Below are 17,463 nucleotides of genomic sequence, written 5' to 3' on the forward strand. Positions count from 1 at the left end.
GAAGGTGCCCGGAGGGCGGATGAGGGGTAACGAAGACCGATCGCTGGCGCTCGCAGCGCGGTGCCGCGCTGGTTGTTTGGCATTCGCGCTCCGTTTCCCCTCACCCCAACCCCTCTCCCGATGGGAGAGGGGCTATGCCCCAAAGCCCTAGCCGAAAGGTGCCCGAATCTCACGGCCGCGAAACGATCCGGGTGCTCTGCTATCCGACCGGGCGCATCGATCGGGGCCGACCATGAACGCGAGTCCGCAGTTCGCTTCCGTGCTGGACGAGCCGGGGATCGCCCGGTTGCTGGAACAGGACCGCGCGCTGGTCGCGCTGGGGCGCCAGGTCTGCGTGCTCAAGGCGATTGGCTGGCCCGCGTCGCTGGAGACGACGTTCCTCGAACAATGGCGCCAGGGCCGGCCGGAACTCCCGCAGCCGACCACGGCGCCGGTCGACCTGTCCGTCACCATCGACGGGCTGCGCGCGCTCATGCGCGGGATCGACCGCCGGCATCCCATCGGCCGCTGGCTCTACAAGACGGCGTGGAGCTACAACGTCGCCGCGCAGATGCTCGGCGCGATCGGCTCGCCGGAGTTCACGCGCTGCTCGGCGCTGCTCTACGGGCGGCCGGACTTCCGCTATCGCAGCCAGGACATCACCAACGTCGACAGCGCGCGCGAAGTGCTGGCGATCACCGACGAGCTGATCGACAGCCGCCTGCTGCCCGACGTGCCAGCGGACATTCCCGCCGAGGATTTCGCGCGGCAGCTGCGCGAGCACATCAACCCGTTCTTCCACCACGACAAGGTCGAGGTCGTGCTCGATCCGGAACTGCCGTCGAAAGCCACCGCCGGCAGCCGGCGCATCAAGCTGCGCTCCAGCGCGATGTTCTCCGAACGCGATCTGCACCAGCTGGTCGAGCACGAGGCGTTCATCCACACCGCCACGCTGCTCAACGGCATCCATCAGCCGCACGTGCATTCGCTCGGCATCGGCGCGCCGCGCACCACGCGCGTGCAGGAGGGGCTGGCGACGTTCTCCGAGATCGTCACCGGCGCGCTCGACATCGCGCGCCTGCGCCGCATCGCGCTGCGCGTGGTGATGGTGAAGCAGGCGCTGGACGGCGCGGATTTCATCGAGGTGTTCAAGGGTTTCCTCGACGCCGGGCAGAGCGAGAAGGAAAGCTTCTGCAGCGCCGCGCGCGTGTTCCGCGGCGGCGACGTGCGCGGCCGCGTGTGCTTCACCAAGGACGGCGCGTACCTGGAAGGCGTGATGCTGGTGCACGTGTTCGTGCGCAAGGCGCTGCAGGAAGGTCGTGGCGACCTGCTTCCGATGCTGTTCGCCGGGCGCCTCACCACGGCGGACGTGATCGAACTGGCGCCGTATCGGCAGAGCGGCCTGATCTCGCCGCCGCTGTACGTGCCGCCGTGGGCGCGCGACCCGCAGCGCGTGCTGGCGACGATGGCGTTTTCCACCGCGATGCAGCGGCTGCGCCTGGACCGGCTGGACCTGCAACGGTTCGTCGAGTTCGAGGACGAGCTGATCGAGGAATCCGGATTGGCGTAGATCGTTACGCGACATCGTTGCGTGGTTTACGCCAGCGACAGCCCATCGATGGCCGGGCAGGGCGACCCGAGCCTCGGCGTAGCGCCGTGGATGGCAGGGACGACCCGGTCGAATCCGATTCCGGCTCGTCCGCCTAATACGGCCGGTCGCGCACACGGCCCGCGTTCCCCTCCAAGCCCGCACGGCCACCCGACCCGCGCGGGGATTGCCTCGTCGGGCCTTCTGGCGAGCGCCCGACGGCCACTCCCCCGATCCCGTACAGCCGGACGCCCCCGCTCGCCATGAGCAGGGAGGTTCCAAAGATGAAACGCCTCACCCCGCTGTGCGCCGCGCTATGCGCGCTGGCGCTGCCCGCACTCGCCCCCGCGCAGGACCTGGTGCAGACCGCCGGCAAGAACGCGAAGGTCGTCCTCGACAATGCCGATGTGCGCGTCATCGAACTGAACATGCCGCCGGGTTCGAGCACCGGCATGCACGAGCACAAGACCGACCAGCTGGTCGTCTTCCTCACCGGCGGCACCGCGAAACAGACCACGGCCGACGGTCAGACCAAGGAACTCACGCGCAAGGCGGGCGACGTCGCATGGAGCGCGCCGGTCGCCCACGACACGACGAATCAGAGCAAGACCGCGGTGCGGACGCTGGTGATCGAGTTGAAGAAGTAGTGCTCGAAGGTCTTGGCGAAGGCAGGGATGCCTTCGCGCTCAGCCGCTGTTGTAGCCCGGGTAAGCGAAGCGCACCCGGGGTTGACGCGATCGATCCGCAAGCAGCTGCACATCACCGTTGCTACGCGCTGCGGCGCGCTCATCGCTACCGCATGTAAGTTGGCCCGGGGGCGCGGTGCGCTTCGCTTACCCGGGCTACAACAGCCACGTCGATGCAAACGTGTCAGCGCCATCCGTGGCCGGGCGTTCGCCGGGCCACGCGGCAATGCCGCGCAGGCGGCCCGACTCACCCGCGCAAGAGCGTCGCCGCGCGCGCCAGCGCTTCGATCGCGCCCCACTCCTCCGCCGCCACCAGGCGCGAAGGCGTCAGCCACGAGCCGCCGACGCAGGCGACGTTCGGCGTGGCGAGGTAATCGCGCGCGTTGTGCGCGCCGATGCCGCCGGTCGCGCAGAAGCGGATCTCCGGCAGCGGACCGTGCAGCGAACGCAGCGCGGGCGCGCCGCCGGCGGCTTCGGCCGGGAAGAACTTCTGGAAGATGAAGCCGTGCTCGGACAGCGTCATCGCCTCGCTCGCGGTGCCGGCGCCGGGCAGCCACGGCAGCGCGGAATCCTTCGCCGCCGCGATTAGGTCCGGCGTCGCGCCCGGCGACACGGCGAAACGCGCACCGGCGGATTCGGCGTCCTTCAGGTCCTGCGGCTTGCGCACGGTGCCGACGCCGACGATCGCACCGTCGACCTCATTGGCGATCGCGCGCACCGCATCGAGCGCGGCGCGCGTGCGCAGCGTGATCTCGATGGCGGGAATGCCGCCGGCCACCAGCGCGCGCGCCAGCGAGACGGCGTGCTTGGCATCTTCGATCACCACCACCGGCATCACCGGGGCGACGTGCAGTACGGATTCGAGCAGGCCCATCTTGTTCTCCGAATGAAACTGTTTTTGTAGCCCGGGTAAGCGCAAGCGCACCCGGGGTTGACGCGATCGATCCGCTAGCAGCTGCACATCACCGTTGCCACGCGCTGCGGCGCGTTCACCGCTACCGCATGTAAGTTGGCCCGGGGGCGCGGTGCGCTGCGCTTACCCGGTCTACCAAGAGCGTCAGCTCGTGGGATTGAAAATCCCGCCGCCCAGGTGCGCCGGCGCGGCCGCGTTGCGGAACACCGCGAACAGCTCGCGTCCCATGCCGAAGTGGCTGGGCGTGAGGTCCGTCGTCGCGTTCTCGCGCGCGTTCCATTCCTCCGGCGCCACGTCCACCTGCAGCGTGCCCGCAACCGCATCGACGCGAATGACGTCGCCGTCGCGCACCTTGGCCAGCGGTCCGCCGACGGCGGCTTCCGGGCTGATGTGGATCGCCGCCGGCACCTGGCCCGACGCGCCCGACATGCGGCCGTCGGTCACCAGCGCGACGCGATGGCCGCGCTTCTGCAGCACGCTCAGGGTCGGCGTGAGCTGGTGGAGTTCCGGCATGCCGTTCGCGTGCGGTCCCTGGAAGCGCACCACCACGACGACGTCGCGATCCAGTTCGCCGCGGTCGAACGCCGCCTTGACCTGCGACTGGTCGGAGAACACGCGCGCCGGCGCTTCGACGATCCAGCGATCCTCCGGCACCGCAGAGACCTTGATCGCCGCCGTGCCGAGCGGGCCGTGCAGCACGCGCAGGCCGCCGTCGGGGCGGAACGGCTCGGCCACCGGACGCAGGACCGTGGGATCGCCGCTGCGTCCGGCAGCCGGGACGTACTCGATGCGCTGCTCCGGCGCGAGGCGCGCTTCGACGCGGTAACGCGCCAGGCCCGGGCCGGCGATGGTTTCGACGTCGCCATGCAGCAGCCCGGCGTCGAGCAGTTCGCCGATCATGAACGCCAGGCCGCCCGCGGCGTGGAAATGGTTCACGTCGGCGCTGCCGTTGGGATACACGCGCGCCAGCAGCGGCACGATCGACGACAACGCGTCGAAATCCTCCAGGCGCAGCTCGATGCCCGCGGCGGCGGCGATCGCGATCAGATGCAGCAGGTGGTTCGTCGAACCGCCCGTGGCGTGCAGCCCGACCACGCCGTTGACGATCGCGCGCTCGTCGATGATGCGGCCGACGGGGCGGTAATCGTCGCCCAGCGCGGTGATCTCGGCAGCGCGGCGTGCGGCTTCGGCGGTGAGCGCATCGCGCAGCGGATTGTCGGGGTTGATGAAGCTCGAGCCCGGCAGGTGCAGGCCCATCAGCTCCATCAGCATCTGGTTGGAATTGGCCGTGCCGTAGAACGTGCACGTGCCCGGGCCGTGGTAGCTCTGCGCCTCGGCTTCCAGCAACTCCTCACGCGTGGCTTCACCCACCGCGTAACGCTGGCGCACGCGCGATTTCTCGTCGTTCGGCAGGCCGGACGTCATCGGCCCGGCGGGTACGAAGATCGCCGGCAGGTGGCCGAAACTCAGCGCGCCGATCAGCAACCCCGGCACGATCTTGTCGCACACGCCCAGGTACAGCGCGGCGTCGAACATGTCGTGCGAGAGCGACACCGCCGTGGACAGCGCGATGACTTCGCGCGAGAACAGCGACAGCTCCATGCCCGCGCGGCCCTGCGTCACGCCGTCGCACATCGCCGGCACGCCGCCGGCGACCTGCGCGGTCGCGCCGACGCTGCGCGCGGCGTTCTTGATCAGGAACGGGAAACGCTCCAGCGGCTGGTGCGCCGAGAGCATGTCGTTGTACGCATTGACGATCGCGAGGTTCGGCGACACGCCGCCGCGCAGCGCGGACTTGTCGGCGCCGCACGCGGCGAAGCCGTGCGCGAGGTTGCCGCAGGAGAGCGTCGCGCGATGCGGGCCGCGGCCGCACGCGGCGTCGATGCGCGCCAGGTACGCGGCGCGACGTTCGGCGCTGCGCTCGCGGATGCGCTGCGTGACTTCGGCGAGGACGGGATGCAGGTTCGACATTTCGACTACGGACTCCAGTACAGCATCGGCGTGGCCGGCGCGCCGGACAGCACCGAGCGGATCGGCAAGGTCGAGCGCGGATCGCGCGCGGCGTTGTCGAGCACTTCGCGCTTCTTCGCGCCTTCGATATGCAGGTACAGCGACGGCGCGGTGAAGATCGCGCTCAGCGTGAGCGTCATGCGCGGCTCCGGCTGCGATGCGGTGCGGATCGCGAGCACCGGCGCGCGACCGCGCGGTTGCAGGCCGATGTCGCGACGCACCAGGTCGGGGAAGAGCGAGGCGACGTGTCCGTCATCGCCCATGCCCAGCACCACCACGTCCAGCGGCAGCGCTTCGTTCGCGACCTGCGTGAGCACCGGCAGCAGCGCGGCTTCCGGCGTGGCGGTCGGGCGACGCAGCGGCAGCAGCTGCGCCTGTGCGGCGGCGCCCTGGAAGAGCGTTTCGCGCAGCAGGCGTTCGTTCGAACGCGGGTGGTCCGGCGCGACCCAGCGATCGTCCACCGGCACCACCGTCACGTGCGCCCAGTCGAGCGTCTGTTTGGACAGTTCGATCAGGAACGCGCGCGGCGTGGAGCCGCCGGACAGTGCCAGGCGCGCCACGCCACGACGCGCGATGGCGCCGCGCAGATCGGCCGCGACGGCTTTCGCCAGCGCGCTCGCCAGCTGCGTCTTGTCGTCGAACAGATGCTCGCGCACGGGCAACGGATCGGGTGTCAGCACGGTCAATCGCTCCGCCAGAGAGTTTTTAGACTGCATCCTCATGCCACGTCCTTCCGTCGCGTTCGATCAGGGCCACGGCCGCGCTGGGACCCCAGCTGCCCGCGGTGTATGCCTTCGGGGATTCGTTGCTCGACTGCCACGCGGCGAGGATCGGATCGATCCATGCCCACGCCGCTTCGACTTCGTCGCGACGCATGAACAGCATCGGATTGCCGCGCACGACGTCCATCAGCAGGCGCTCGTAGGCTTCCGGCTGGCGGCCGCCGAAGGTCTCGGCGAAGCTCAGGTCCATCGGCACGCGGCGCAGGCGCAGGCCGCCCGGTCCGGGAATCTTGTTGACGATCCACAGCTTCACGCCCTCGTCGGGCTGCAGGCGGATCACCAGCTGGTTCTGCGCAACGGGTTCGTCGCCGAAGATCGAATGCGGCACCTTGCGGAAGGTCAGCACGATCTCCGACATGCGATCGGCCAGGCGCTTGCCGGTGCGCAGGTAGAACGGCACGCCGGCCCAGCGCCAGTTGCTGACTTCGGCCTTCAGCGCGACGAAGGTTTCGGTGCGCGAGGTGTTGCTGCCCAGTTCTTCCAGGTAGCCCGGCACCGGCCGGCCTTCCACCGCGCCGGCGCGGTACTGGCCGCGCACGGTGACGTGCGAGGTCGCGCCGTCTGCGATCGGCTTGAGCGAATGCAGCACCTTGAGCTTCTCGTCGCGGATCGCGTCGGCGGCGAGCGAGGACGGCGGCTCCATCGCGACCAGGCACAGCAGCTGCAACATGTGGTTCTGCACCATGTCGCGCAGCGCGCCGGACTTGTCGTAGTAGCTCGCGCGACGCTCCAGGCCGACGGTTTCGGCCACGGTGATCTGCACGTGGTCGATGTGCTCGGCGCGCCACAGCGGCTCGAACAGCGCGTTGCCGAAGCGCAGCGCGGTCAGGTTCTGGACCGTTTCCTTGCCCAGGTAATGATCGATGCGATAGATCTGCGATTCGGCGAACACCTGCCCGAGCGCGTCGTTGATCGCCGCGGCGCTGGCGCGATCGTGGCCGATGGGCTTCTCAACGACGACGCGGGTGTTCGAACCGGTCAGGCCGTGCGCCTGCAGCCGCGCGCCGACGCTGCCGAACAGGTCGGGGCCGACGGCGAGGTAGAACACGCGAACGCGCGATTCGTCGGCCAGTTCGCCGGCCAGCTCGCCCCAGCCTTCCTCGGCCTGCAGGTCGATGCGGCGGTACGACAGCAGCTGCAGGAACGTCTCGAGCATCGCCGGCGCGCGCAGGTCGAAGGCGAGGTGCTTCTGCAGCGCCTCGCGGACGCGTTCGCGATACGCGTCGTCCGTCTGCGTGTCGCGGGCGAGGCCGAAGATGCGCGTGCCGGCGACGATCTGCCCGTCGACGTAGCGGTGGAACAGGGCTGGCAGCAGCTTGCGCAGGGCCAGGTCGCCCGTGCCGCCGAAGATGATCAGGTCGAAAGGCGCCATCGGCGCGATGGGGGCGGTCACGGGGCGCTCCAGCGGAATGAGGTTTTGAAGACCACAGGCATACCAGTGAAGATACCAGTCAGATACCACTGGTGCAAACCCGGCGGATCGGAGCCGGCCGCAGGGCGAGGGCAACGGGTTTCTGCAGGCCGGTCCTGCAATTTCAGCGACTTGGGGTTATGCGGGCGCGAAATCGGGCCCGGGATCCCCCGAAGCGCGGGGTGATTCGACTTTCGTCGCATGCGGCCCGCCTACCGCGCCTCCCGCCGGTCGGTCCGGTTTGCCCGAACTGGTATCTGACTGGTATTCTCCACCGGATGCAGGACTATCTGGTCAACGAGTTCCGCCGACAGGCCGACGCGCGCCGCGCGCCGGCCTACCAGCACCTGCGCCGGACGCTCCAGCACGCCATCGAGAACGGCGAACTCACGCCGGGCCAGGCGCTGCCGAGCGAGCGCGAGCTGACCAAGCTGCTCGACCTGTCCCGCGTCACGGTGCGCAAGGCCATCTCCGGCCTCGTCGCCGACGGCCTGCTGATGCAGCGCCAGGGCTCGGGCACGTTCGTCTCCGAGCGCATCGTCAAGTCATTCTCCAAGCTCACCAGCTTCACCGACGACCTGCGCGCGCGCGGGCTCGATCCCAAGTCGCGCTTCATCGAACGCGGCATCGGCGAAGTCACGCCCGACGAGGCGATGGCGCTGAACCTCTCGCCCGGCGCGCAGGTGGTGCGCTACTACCGGCTGCGCATCGCCGACGACATGGCGCTCGCGCTGGAGCGCACCGTCGTGCCGCAGACCGTGCTGGCCGATCCGTCGCTGGTCGAGAACTCGCTGTACGAGACGTTCCAGAAAATGGGCCTTCGCCCGACGCGCGCACTACAGCGCCTGCGCGCCATCGCCTTCGACGCCGAGCAGGCGCGCCTGATGAACCTGCCCGAAGGCAGCCCGGGGCTGTTCATCGAACGCCGCACCTTCCTCGACGACGGCCGCGTCGTCGAATACACCCGATCCTTCTATCGCGGCGATGCCTACGACTTCGTCGCCGAACTCCAGAGCGAGTAATCCCTTGAGCGAAACCCTCGTCGCCACCGCCACGCGCATGCATGCCGAAGCGGCCGAAACCGCCGACGCCGTCGCGCGCCAGTTCGAAGCGAACGCGCCAATCATCGACGCGCTCGTGCAGCGCCTGAAGGCGCAGCCGCCGGCGTTCATCGTCACCTGCGCGCGCGGCAGCTCCGACCACGCGGCCACCTACGGCAAGTACCTGTTCGAGACGACGCTTGGGCTGGTGACCGCGTCGGCATCGCCGTCGGTCGGCTCGGTCTACGCGGTGCGCCCGCACCTGCGCGGCGCGCTGTTCGTCGCGATCTCGCAGTCGGGAAAGAGCCCGGACCTGGTGCGCAACGCGGAGATCGCGCGCGCCGCCGGTGCGCTGGTTGTGGCGCTGGTGAACGTCGAGGACTCGCCGCTGGCGCAGATCGCCGACACCGTGATTCCGCTGCGCGCCGGCCCGGAAAAGAGCGTCGCCGCGACGAAGAGCTACCTGTGCTCGCTCGCCGCGCTGCTGCAACTGACCGCGCGCTGGAGCGGCGACGCGAAACTGCTCGCCGCGGTCGACGCACTGCCTGACGCGCTGCGCGAAGCGTGGAAGACCGACTGGACGCCGGTCGTCGAAGGCCTGAAGGACGCACGCAACCTGTTCGTCGTCGGTCGCGGCCTGGGCCTGGGCGCGGCGCAGGAAGCGGCGCTGAAGTTCAAGGAAACCTGCGGCCTGCACGCCGAAGCGTTCTCGTCGGCGGAAGTGAAGCACGGCCCGATGGCGATCGTCGGCCCGGGCTTCCCGGTGCTCGCCTTCGCGCAGGACGACGACACGTGCGCGAGCACGATGTCGGTCGCCGAGGAATTCCACCAGCGCGGCGCGCCGGTGTGGATCGCGCTGCCCGGCGCGCAGGGCGAAGGCGTGCTGCCGATGCCGGCCTCGCCGCACCCGGCCTGCACGCCGCTGCTCACCGTGCAGTGTTTCTACAAGGCGGTGAACGCGCTGGCCGTCGCGCGCGGGCACAACCCGGACGTGCCGCCGCATCTGAACAAGGTGACCGAGACGGTTTGATGCTTTGGCCCCTTCCCCTGCGAAGGCAGGGGGAGGCTGGGAGGGGGTGAAGTGGGCGCCATCAAGCGCGACCGCAACTGACTTCACCCCTCCCCAACCCTCCCCTGCAAGCAGGGGTGGGAGTTCACTCACAAGGTTCCTTCCATGACCACGCTTGCCTTCACCAACGGCCGCATCCTCACTGACAACGGCTTCGAGACGAACGTCAGCGTGCTCGTCGAGGACGGCCACATCGTCGCCGTCGTGCCGGGCGAGCCGCCGCAGCGCGCCGAGGTCGTCGACCTCGCGGGCCGCTATCTGGTGCCCGGTTTCATCGACACGCAGGTGAACGGCGGCGGCGACGTGCTGTTCAACGACGAGCCGACGGCCGATGGCCTGCGCCGCATCGCCAGCGCGCATCGCAAGTACGGCACCACGGGCATGCTGCCGACGCTGATCAGCGACGACGTCGACGTGATGCGCCGCGCGATCGACGCCACGCGCGAAGCGCTCGCGCAACACACCCCGGGCGTGCTCGGCGTGCATCTGGAAGGGCCGTACCTCAACGCCGCGCGCAAGGGCGTGCACGATCCGTCCAAGTTCCACACGCCCGACGCGGCCGAGCTCGACCTGGTCGCATCGCTCGGCCAGGCCGGTGTCACGCTCGTGACGCTGGCACCGGAGCGTTTCGACCCCACCACGCTGCGCGCGCTGGCCGAACGCGGCGTCATCCTCGCCGCCGGCCACACCGCGGCCACGTACGAACAGCTGCGCGAGGGCTTCGCCAACGGCATCACCGGCATCACCCACCTGTTCAACGCGATGACGCCGATGAACTCGCGCGAGCCGGGCGCGGTCGGCGCGGCGCTGGAAAACCCCGACGCGTGGTGCGGGCTCATCGTCGACGGCTACCACGTGCACGACGCATCGCTCCGCGTCGCGATCGCCGCACGTCGGCGCGGCAAGATGATGCTGGTGACCGATGCGATGCCGCCGGTCGGTGGCGAGCGCGAGGCGTTCTCGCTCTACGGCGTCGAGATGATCTGCCGCGACGGCCAGTGCACGACGGCGGACGGCACGCTCGCCGGCTCCGCGCTCGACATGGCCTCGGCCGTGCGCAACACCGTGCAGCGCCTCGGCCTGCCGCTGGATGAAGCCTGCCGCATGGCGTCGCAATACCCGGCCGACTTCATCGGCCTGGGCGGCGAACTGGGGCGAATCGCGCCAAGGTATCGCGCCGATCTGGTCGTGCTCGACGACGCATTGAACGTGCAGGGTACCTGGATCGCCGGCAAACCCTGAGCCGTTGTAGCCCGGGTAAGCGCAGCGCACCCGGGAAACGTTGTGGGGCCCCGTCCCGGGCGGCTCCGCCTTGCCCGGGCGACAACAGCGCCTGGCTGAATAGCCTCCCGCGTCACCTCCCGCCCTCCGCCGGCACCCGCCGGCCGGCCGAACCGTGCCCAACTGCTACAATTCCGAGTCTTTGCTCGGGATTCCGACCTCGCGGCCCTTCGGCCGTGAGGCGTGATGCCGGGCGTCCGCAGCCACCCCCGCGACCCCCGTCGCGCCGGAGCCACGCATGACCAGCACCGCCGAACTCAGCTCGCCGTCCTCGGCGAACACCGCGCTCACCAATTCGGTGCTCGACACCGACTACTCGCTGGAGCACAAGTACAGCCGCGAGAAGGGCCGCATCTACCTGTCGGGCGTGCAGGCGCTGGTGCGACTGCCGCTGATGCAGCGCCTGCGCGACGAAGCCGCCGGGCTGAACACCGCCGGCTTCATCTCCGGCTATCGCGGTTCGCCGCTGGGCGGGTTCGACCTGGAACTGTGGCGCGCGCGCAAGTTCCTCGAGAACGCCGGCGTGAAGTTCACGCCCGGCCTCAACGAGGACCTCGGCGCGACGATGGTCTGGGGCACGCAGCAGACCAACCTGTTCCCCGGCGCGAAAGTGCAGGGCGTCTACGGCATGTGGTACGGCAAGGGCCCGGGCGTGGACCGCACCGGCGACGTGTTCAAGCACGCCAACGCCGCCGGCACCTCGCAATACGGCGGCGTGCTCGCGCTGGCGGCCGACGACCACGCCTGCCGTTCCTCGACGCTGCCGCACGGTTCGGAAGACGAATTCGTCAGCGCGATGATGCCGATCCTCAACCCGGCCGGCGTGCAGGACATCCTCGACATGGGCCTGGTCGGCTGGGCGATGTCGCGTTACACCGGCCGCTGGGTCGGCTTCAAGACGATCGCCGAGACGGTGGAATCCTCCGCATCGGTCGACGTCGATCCGATGGCCACGCGCATCGTGCTGCCGGAGGATTTCGAGATGCCGGAAGGCGGGCTCAACATCCGCTGGCCCGATCCGCCGATGAACCAGGAAATGCGCCTGCACAAGTACGCCGTGAAGGCGGCGCAGGCGTTCGCACGCGCAAACCACCTCGACCGCGTGGTCATCGACTCGCCGCGCGCGCGGCTGGGCATCGTCACCACCGGCAAGTCGTACCTCGACGTGCTGCAGGCGCTGGAATACCTCGGCCTGGACGAGCAGGCCTGCGCGGACCTGGGCATCCGCGTCTACAAGGTCGGCATGACCTGGCCGCTGGAGCCGGTGGGCATCACGCGTTTCGCGCAGGGCCTGGAAGACATCGTCGTCGTCGAGGAAAAGCGCGCCTTCATCGAGCGGCAGATGAAGGAAACCATGTACAACTGGAGCGGCCAGCGCCCGTCCATCGTCGGCAAATACGACGAGAACGGCGAGTGGATCCTGCCGTCCACGGGCGAACTCACACCGGCCACCATCGCCGGTGTCATCGGCCGCCGCATCCAGCGTTTCCACGACAGCGAACACATCCGCAACGTCATGGCGTGGATGGCGGAGAAGGAATCCGAACTCGCGCTGCCGCGCGCCGTGTTCCCGCGCGTGCCGCATTACTGCTCGGGCTGCCCGCACAACACCTCGACCGTCGTGCCGGAAGGTTCGCGCGCGCTGGGCGGCATCGGCTGCCATTACATGGTCACGTGGATGGACCGCAGCACCGACACCTTCACCCACATGGGCGGCGAAGGCGTCACGTGGTCGGGGCAGGCGGCGTTCACCGAAACGCCGCACGTGTTCCAGAACCTGGGCGACGGCACGTACTTCCACTCCGGTTCGCTGGCGATCCGCCAGTCGGTCGCCACCGGCGTGAACATCACCTACAAGATCCTCTACAACGACGCCGTCGCGATGACCGGCGGCCAGCCCGTCGACGGCACGTTGAGCGTTCCGCAGATCGCGCACCAGGTGCGCAGCGAAGGCGTGCAGACGATCATCCTGGTCTCCGACGACATCGCGAAGTGGAGCAAGCGCGAGATCTTCCCCAGCGACATGGAATTCCATGACCGCAAGGAGCTCGACACCATCCAGAAGCGCCTGCGCGAAACGAAGGGCACGTCGGTGCTCATCTACGACCAGACCTGCGCGACCGAGAAGCGCCGTCGTCGCAAGCGCGGCAAGATGGTCGATCCGGCCAAGCGCGTGATGGTCAATTCGCTGGTGTGCGAAGGCTGCGGCGATTGCGGCAAGAAGTCGTTCTGCGTGTCCGTGCTGCCGAAGGAAACCGAGTTCGGCCGCAAGCGCGAGATCGACCAGTCCAACTGCAACAAGGACTACTCATGCGTCAACGGCTTCTGCCCGAGCTTCGTGACGGTGGAAGGCGGTGGCCTGCGCAAGAAGAAGGGCAGCAGCGCGAAGGATCGCCTTGCCGATCTTCCGATGCCGAAGATCGCCAGCGACCTGTCGCAGCCCTGGAACATCCTCATCACCGGCGTCGGCGGCACGGGCGTGGTGACCATCGGCGCGCTGCTCGGCATGGCCGGTCATCTGGAAGGCAAGGGCGCGACGGTGCTCGACCAGACGGGCCTGGCGCAGAAGGGCGGCGCGGTGACCACGCACATCCGCATCGCACGTAACCCGGCGGACATCCACGCCGTGCGCATCGCTGCCGGTGAAGCCGACCTCGTGCTCGGCTGCGACATGGTGGTCGTCAACGATTACTGGGCGCTGTCGAAGGTGCGCGCCGGCCGCTCCAACGTCGTGCTCAACAGCTACGAAGCGATGCCGGGCACGTTCACCACGCGTCCGGACATGCAGTTCCCGGCGGCGGACATCATCTCGGCGGTGAAGGTCGCGCTCGGCGGCAGCGATCCGCACGTCGTCGACGCGACGCAGCTCGCCACCGCGCTGATGGGCGATGCGATCGCGACGAACCTGTTCATCCTCGGCTACGCGTGGCAGCACGGCCTGGTGCCGCTGTCGATGGAATCGCTGATGCGCGCCATCGAACTCAACGGCGCGGCGATCGAGATGAACAAGACCGCGTTCGCGTGGGGCCGTCTTGCGGTGATCGATCCCACGGCCGTGATGGAAGCGGCGGGCCTGATCCGCAACGCGCCGACGCTCGCCGAAGCGACGCCGGGCGCGCTGCCGATGCTGTCGCCCGGCGCGTGGGAAGGCAACGAGTGGGGCGCGACGTCTGCGCCGCGCAACACGCGCCGCGAGGACGAGCTTCGCCACGTACCGGCGCACGGCGGCGACAACGTCGCGTTCATGCCGCTGGATGACGAACGCCTGTCGCGTTCGCTGGACGAGATCGTCGAGCGTCGCGTGAAGTTCCTCACCGATTACCAGGATGCGAAGTACGCCCGGCGTTACAGCGATCTCGTCGCCAAGGTGCACGCGGCCGAGCGCAACGTCGCCGGCACGACCGACCTCACCGAGGCCGTCGCGCGTTACGCGTTCAAGCTGATGGCGTACAAGGACGAGTACGAAGTCGCGCGCCTGTACACCAGCGGCGAATTCCAGCGTCGCCTGGAGCAGCAGTTCGACGGCGACTACAAACTGAAGTTCCACCTCGCGCCGCCGCTGCTGGCGAAGAAGGACGCGCAGGGCCGTCTGATCAAGCAGGAATTCGGCCCGTGGGTGTTCACCGCGTTCAAGTGGATGGCGAAGCTGCGCTTCCTGCGCGGCGGCGCGTTCGACATCTTCGGCAAGACCGAAGAGCGGAAGATGGAGCGCCAGCTGATCGAGGAATACTTCCGCACGATCGACGGCCTGCTCGGCAAGCTGGACCGTTCGAACGTCGACCTCGCGGCGGAAATCGCGAGCATCCCGGAACACATCCGCGGCTACGGCCACGTCAAGGAAGACCACCTCCACAAGGCGAAGGCCCGCGAGGCCGAGCTGCTGAAGGAGTGGAGCAATCCGCTGCGGATCGTGAAGGTGGCTTGAGCGATGGTGTGAGTGCGACGGCGGTCGTGTCGCGAGCATCGAGGAACGCCGCTTCGGCGGGGTTCCTTGTTCTTGCAGGTCGGCGGCCGAAGGAGGTCGGCGCAAGGTCGTCGCCGGCCAACCGTTCCACCGTCTCGCCGTCATCCCGGCGAAGGCCGGGACCCGGCCTGTTACGCACGGGAACTCCATTCAACGGCCAAACCAACCCACCGTCATTCCGGCCTTCGCGGGAATGACGATCAAAAACGACCGCTGTCATGCTGGGCGATTACAGAGAGCACGCAACCTGCTGACAGCCCGCTGGCAGCAGCCCGCGCGACAATGCGCGCATGGACACCGCGCGCCTCAAACGCTACTGCGCCGCCTTTCCCGCCGCCCAGGAAGTGCTGCACGGCGAGCCATCGAACATCCTCGTCTACTCGGTCGGCGGGAAGACCTTCGCGTACTTCAAGACCAGCGAGCCGGAGCGCTGGCGTTTCAGTTTCCGGACGACGCCGGAGCGCTTCGTCGAACTGACCGACCAGCCGGGGATCAAGCCGGCGCGATGGATGGGGCGCTGGTACTGGGTGACGGTCGTCGATGTCCGCCGCATGCCGGAGGACTACCTGCGCGAACTGGTGACATGGTCGTATCGGCGAGCGCTGGGGACGCTGAGCGGGAAACGGCGCCGTGAGCTGGTGGGGGATGAGGCGTTCGTTGCGCGCTAGAACGCAAGCGTGGAACGTTCATGCGGCCCCCATGCGCGTCTCACCGTCATCCCGGCGAAGGCCGGGACCCAGGCCGTCACCATGTCCGATAGTGATGTCCCGGTCTCATCATTCCAATGACAGCCGGATCCATCTGCGTCGCGATGTGCTCAGCGGAACGAAGATCAAGATGGGTTCCAGCTTTCGCTGGAATGACGAAGCGCAAGCACCGCGGTCGGATGCCATGACAGCCTGGGTCCCGGCCTTCGCCGGGATGACCGTGAAGCAGGTGAAGCGGATGGAACGTCTCGCGTCGCGATCAACGTCGACGTCTTAAAAACAACAACGCCGGCGCAAGGCCGGCGTTGTTGCATGAAACATCAAACCTCTATCGGGCGATCAATCCCGATGGAACTTCCGTCAATCGTACGCCGTGATATCCACGTCCTTCGTCTCGCGCAGGAACAGCGAGCCGATCACGAAGGTCATCAGCGCGATGATGATCGGGTACCACAGGCCGTAGTACATGTTGCCCGTGGCCGCGACCAGCGCGAAGGCGATCGTCGGGAGGAAGCCGCCGAACCAGCCGTTGCCGATGTGGTACGGCAGCGACATCGACGTGTAGCGGATGCGCGTGGGGAACAGTTCCACCAGCCAGGCGGCGATCGGGCCGTACACCATCGTCACGTAGATGACGAGGATGGTGAGGATCAACAGCACCATCGGCTTGTTGATGCGCTCCGGATCGGCCTTCTCGGGATAGCCGCCCGCGGTCAGCGCCTTCTTCAGTTCACCCGTGAACGCGTCGCCCTTCGCCTTGCTGTCGTCCTTCGACAGGCCCGCGCCTTCGAAACTCTGCACTTCCACGTCGCCCACCGTCACGCGCGCGACGCTGCCCGGAGGAGCCGCCTGGATCGTGTACGGGATACCGGCCTTGGCCAGCGCGGCGGTCGCGATATCGCACGAGTTGGTGAACACCTTCTTGCCCACCGGGTCGAACTGGAACGAACACGTACGCGGATCGGCGTGCACCACGGCCGGCGCGTTGGCGCTGGCTTCGGCGATGGCCGGGTTGGCGTAGTGCGTAAGCGCCTTGAACAGCGGGAAGTACGTCAGCGCGGCGATCAGGCAGCCGGCCATGACGATCTTCTTGCGGCCGATCTTGTCGCTCAACCAGCCGAAGAAGATGAAGAACGGCGTGCCGATGGCGAGCGCGGCGGCGATCAGCAGCCACGTCGTCGTCGCGTCGACTTTCAGCGACTGCGTGAGGAAGTACATCGCGTAGAACTGGCCCGCGTACCACACGACGGCCTGGCCGGCGGTCGCGCCCAGCAGCGCGAGCAGCACGATCTTGCCGTTCTTGGTGAAGAAGCTTTCGGTGATCGGCGCCTTGGACTGCTTGCCCTCGGCCTTCATCTGCTGGAACAGCGGCGACTCGTTGAGCTGCATGCGGATCCACACCGACACGCCCAGCAGCACGATCGACAGCAGGAACGGAATGCGCCAGCCCCACGCCTCGAACGCCTCGGTGCCCAGGTACGTGCGCACGCCCAGGATCACCAGCAGCGACAGGAACAGGCCGATCGTCGCGGTGGTCTGGATGAAGCTCGTGTACAGGCCGCGCTTGCCGTGCGGGGCGTGCTCGGCCACGTACGTCGCCGCGCCGCCGTATTCACCGCCCAGCGCCAGGCCCTGCAGCAATCGCAGGATGATCAAAATCGCCGGTGCCGCGAAGCCGATCGACGCGTAGTTCGGCAGGATGCCGACGAGGAACGTCGACAGGCCCATGATCACGATGGTGACCAGGAACGTGTACTTGCGGCCGATCATGTCGCCGAGGCGGCCGAACACGATCGCGCCGAACGGACGCACCGCGAAGCCGGCGGCGAACGCGAGCAGCGCGAAGATGAAGGCGCTGGTTTCGTTCAACCCGCTGAAGAACTGCTTGGCGATGATCGCCGCGAGCGACCCGTACAGATAGAAGTCGTACCACTCGAACACGGTGCCCAGGCTGGAGGCGAAGATGACCTTCTTGTGCCCCTGGCTGAGGGTGCCCTCTTTCGTATTTGCGGTGATGGTGGACACGTTCTCGC

General features: G+C 68.1%; 12 protein-coding genes. 7 read left to right on the plus strand and 5 right to left on the minus strand.

Annotated elements, in window-relative coordinates; translation table 11 throughout:
* Positions 1–232 precede the first annotated feature (232 nt).
* Positions 233–1,549 carry a peptidase MATCAP family protein gene (locus tag LA521A_RS01035; protein ID WP_281780549.1) on the plus strand — a complete coding sequence of 439 codons (1,317 nt, stop codon included), beginning with the start codon at positions 233–235 and terminating at the stop codon, positions 1,547–1,549.
* Positions 1,550–1,851: 302 nt separating this feature from the next.
* Positions 1,852–2,214, plus strand: a complete 363-nt coding sequence (locus LA521A_RS01040) for a cupin domain-containing protein (RefSeq protein ID WP_281780550.1) — start codon at positions 1,852–1,854, stop codon at positions 2,212–2,214.
* Positions 2,215–2,500: 286 nt separating this feature from the next.
* Here the strand turns inward: LA521A_RS01040 and eda are convergent, their stop codons facing one another.
* The 4 genes from eda to zwf all read right to left on the minus strand — a co-directional run bounded on the left by eda (position 2,501) and on the right by zwf (position 7,351).
* Positions 2,501–3,127, minus strand: coding sequence for a bifunctional 4-hydroxy-2-oxoglutarate aldolase/2-dehydro-3-deoxy-phosphogluconate aldolase (eda, locus tag LA521A_RS01045; protein ID WP_281780551.1), 627 nt, complete (start codon positions 3,125–3,127; stop codon positions 2,501–2,503).
* Positions 3,128–3,310: 183 nt separating this feature from the next.
* Positions 3,311–5,137: a phosphogluconate dehydratase gene (edd, locus tag LA521A_RS01050; RefSeq protein WP_281780552.1), complete on the minus strand. Its 1,827-nt coding sequence runs from the start codon at positions 5,135–5,137 to the stop codon at positions 3,311–3,313.
* A gap of 5 nt (positions 5,138–5,142) precedes the next feature.
* The gene (gene pgl / locus LA521A_RS01055; protein WP_281780553.1) at positions 5,143–5,856 is read right to left on the minus strand and encodes a 6-phosphogluconolactonase; all 714 of its coding nucleotides are present in this window, start codon (positions 5,854–5,856) and stop codon (positions 5,143–5,145) included.
* 25 nt (positions 5,857–5,881) lie between these two features.
* Positions 5,882–7,351 (minus strand): glucose-6-phosphate dehydrogenase, encoded by a 1,470-nt coding sequence (zwf, locus tag LA521A_RS01060; protein ID WP_425494547.1) that lies wholly within the window; start codon positions 7,349–7,351, stop codon positions 5,882–5,884.
* Between the two features lie 296 nt (positions 7,352–7,647).
* On the opposite strand from zwf, the gene LA521A_RS01065 reads away from it, so the two are divergent.
* The 5 genes from LA521A_RS01065 (at position 7,648) to LA521A_RS01085 (ending at position 15,391) form a co-directional block, all read left to right on the plus strand.
* Positions 7,648–8,391: a GntR family transcriptional regulator gene (locus LA521A_RS01065; RefSeq protein WP_281780554.1), complete on the plus strand. Its 744-nt coding sequence runs from the start codon at positions 7,648–7,650 to the stop codon at positions 8,389–8,391.
* A 37-nt stretch (positions 8,392–8,428) separates the two neighbouring features.
* Positions 8,429–9,439 (plus strand): SIS domain-containing protein, encoded by a 1,011-nt coding sequence (locus tag LA521A_RS01070; protein ID WP_281782150.1) that lies wholly within the window; start codon positions 8,429–8,431, stop codon positions 9,437–9,439.
* A gap of 144 nt (positions 9,440–9,583) precedes the next feature.
* Positions 9,584–10,720: an N-acetylglucosamine-6-phosphate deacetylase gene (gene nagA, locus LA521A_RS01075; protein ID WP_281780555.1), complete on the plus strand. Its 1,137-nt coding sequence runs from the start codon at positions 9,584–9,586 to the stop codon at positions 10,718–10,720.
* Positions 10,721–10,997: 277 nt separating this feature from the next.
* The gene (locus LA521A_RS01080; protein ID WP_281780556.1) at positions 10,998–14,684 is read left to right on the plus strand and encodes an indolepyruvate ferredoxin oxidoreductase family protein; all 3,687 of its coding nucleotides are present in this window, start codon (positions 10,998–11,000) and stop codon (positions 14,682–14,684) included.
* Between the two features lie 329 nt (positions 14,685–15,013).
* Positions 15,014–15,391 carry an MmcQ/YjbR family DNA-binding protein gene (locus LA521A_RS01085; protein WP_281780557.1) on the plus strand — a complete coding sequence of 126 codons (378 nt, stop codon included), beginning with the start codon at positions 15,014–15,016 and terminating at the stop codon, positions 15,389–15,391.
* A 399-nt stretch (positions 15,392–15,790) separates the two neighbouring features.
* On the opposite strand, the gene LA521A_RS01090 is transcribed toward LA521A_RS01085, so the two are convergent.
* Positions 15,791–17,455: an MFS transporter gene (locus tag LA521A_RS01090; RefSeq protein WP_281780558.1), complete on the minus strand. Its 1,665-nt coding sequence runs from the start codon at positions 17,453–17,455 to the stop codon at positions 15,791–15,793.
* Positions 17,456–17,463 lie beyond the last annotated feature (8 nt).

Origin of the sequence: Lysobacter auxotrophicus, from assembly GCF_027924565.1 — a bacterium.
GTDB lineage: Bacteria > Pseudomonadota > Gammaproteobacteria > Xanthomonadales > Xanthomonadaceae > Lysobacter_J > Lysobacter_J auxotrophicus.

Excerpts from the sequence above, each read along its gene's own strand:
- LA521A_RS01035 (WP_281780549.1), top strand. The coding sequence starts at position 233 with ATGAACGCGAGTCCGCAGTTCGCTTCCGTGCTGGACGAGCCGGGGATC.
- LA521A_RS01040 (WP_281780550.1), top strand. The coding sequence starts at position 1,852 with ATGAAACGCCTCACCCCGCTGTGCGCCGCGCTATGCGCGCTGGCGCTG.
- eda (WP_281780551.1), bottom strand. The coding sequence starts at position 3,127 with ATGGGCCTGCTCGAATCCGTACTGCACGTCGCCCCGGTGATGCCGGTG.
- edd (WP_281780552.1), bottom strand. The coding sequence starts at position 5,137 with ATGTCGAACCTGCATCCCGTCCTCGCCGAAGTCACGCAGCGCATCCGC.
- LA521A_RS01065 (WP_281780554.1), top strand. The coding sequence starts at position 7,648 with ATGCAGGACTATCTGGTCAACGAGTTCCGCCGACAGGCCGACGCGCGC.
- LA521A_RS01070 (WP_281782150.1), top strand. The coding sequence starts at position 8,429 with ATGCATGCCGAAGCGGCCGAAACCGCCGACGCCGTCGCGCGCCAGTTC.
- nagA (WP_281780555.1), top strand. The coding sequence starts at position 9,584 with ATGACCACGCTTGCCTTCACCAACGGCCGCATCCTCACTGACAACGGC.
- LA521A_RS01080 (WP_281780556.1), top strand. The coding sequence starts at position 10,998 with ATGACCAGCACCGCCGAACTCAGCTCGCCGTCCTCGGCGAACACCGCG.
- LA521A_RS01085 (WP_281780557.1), top strand. The coding sequence starts at position 15,014 with ATGGACACCGCGCGCCTCAAACGCTACTGCGCCGCCTTTCCCGCCGCC.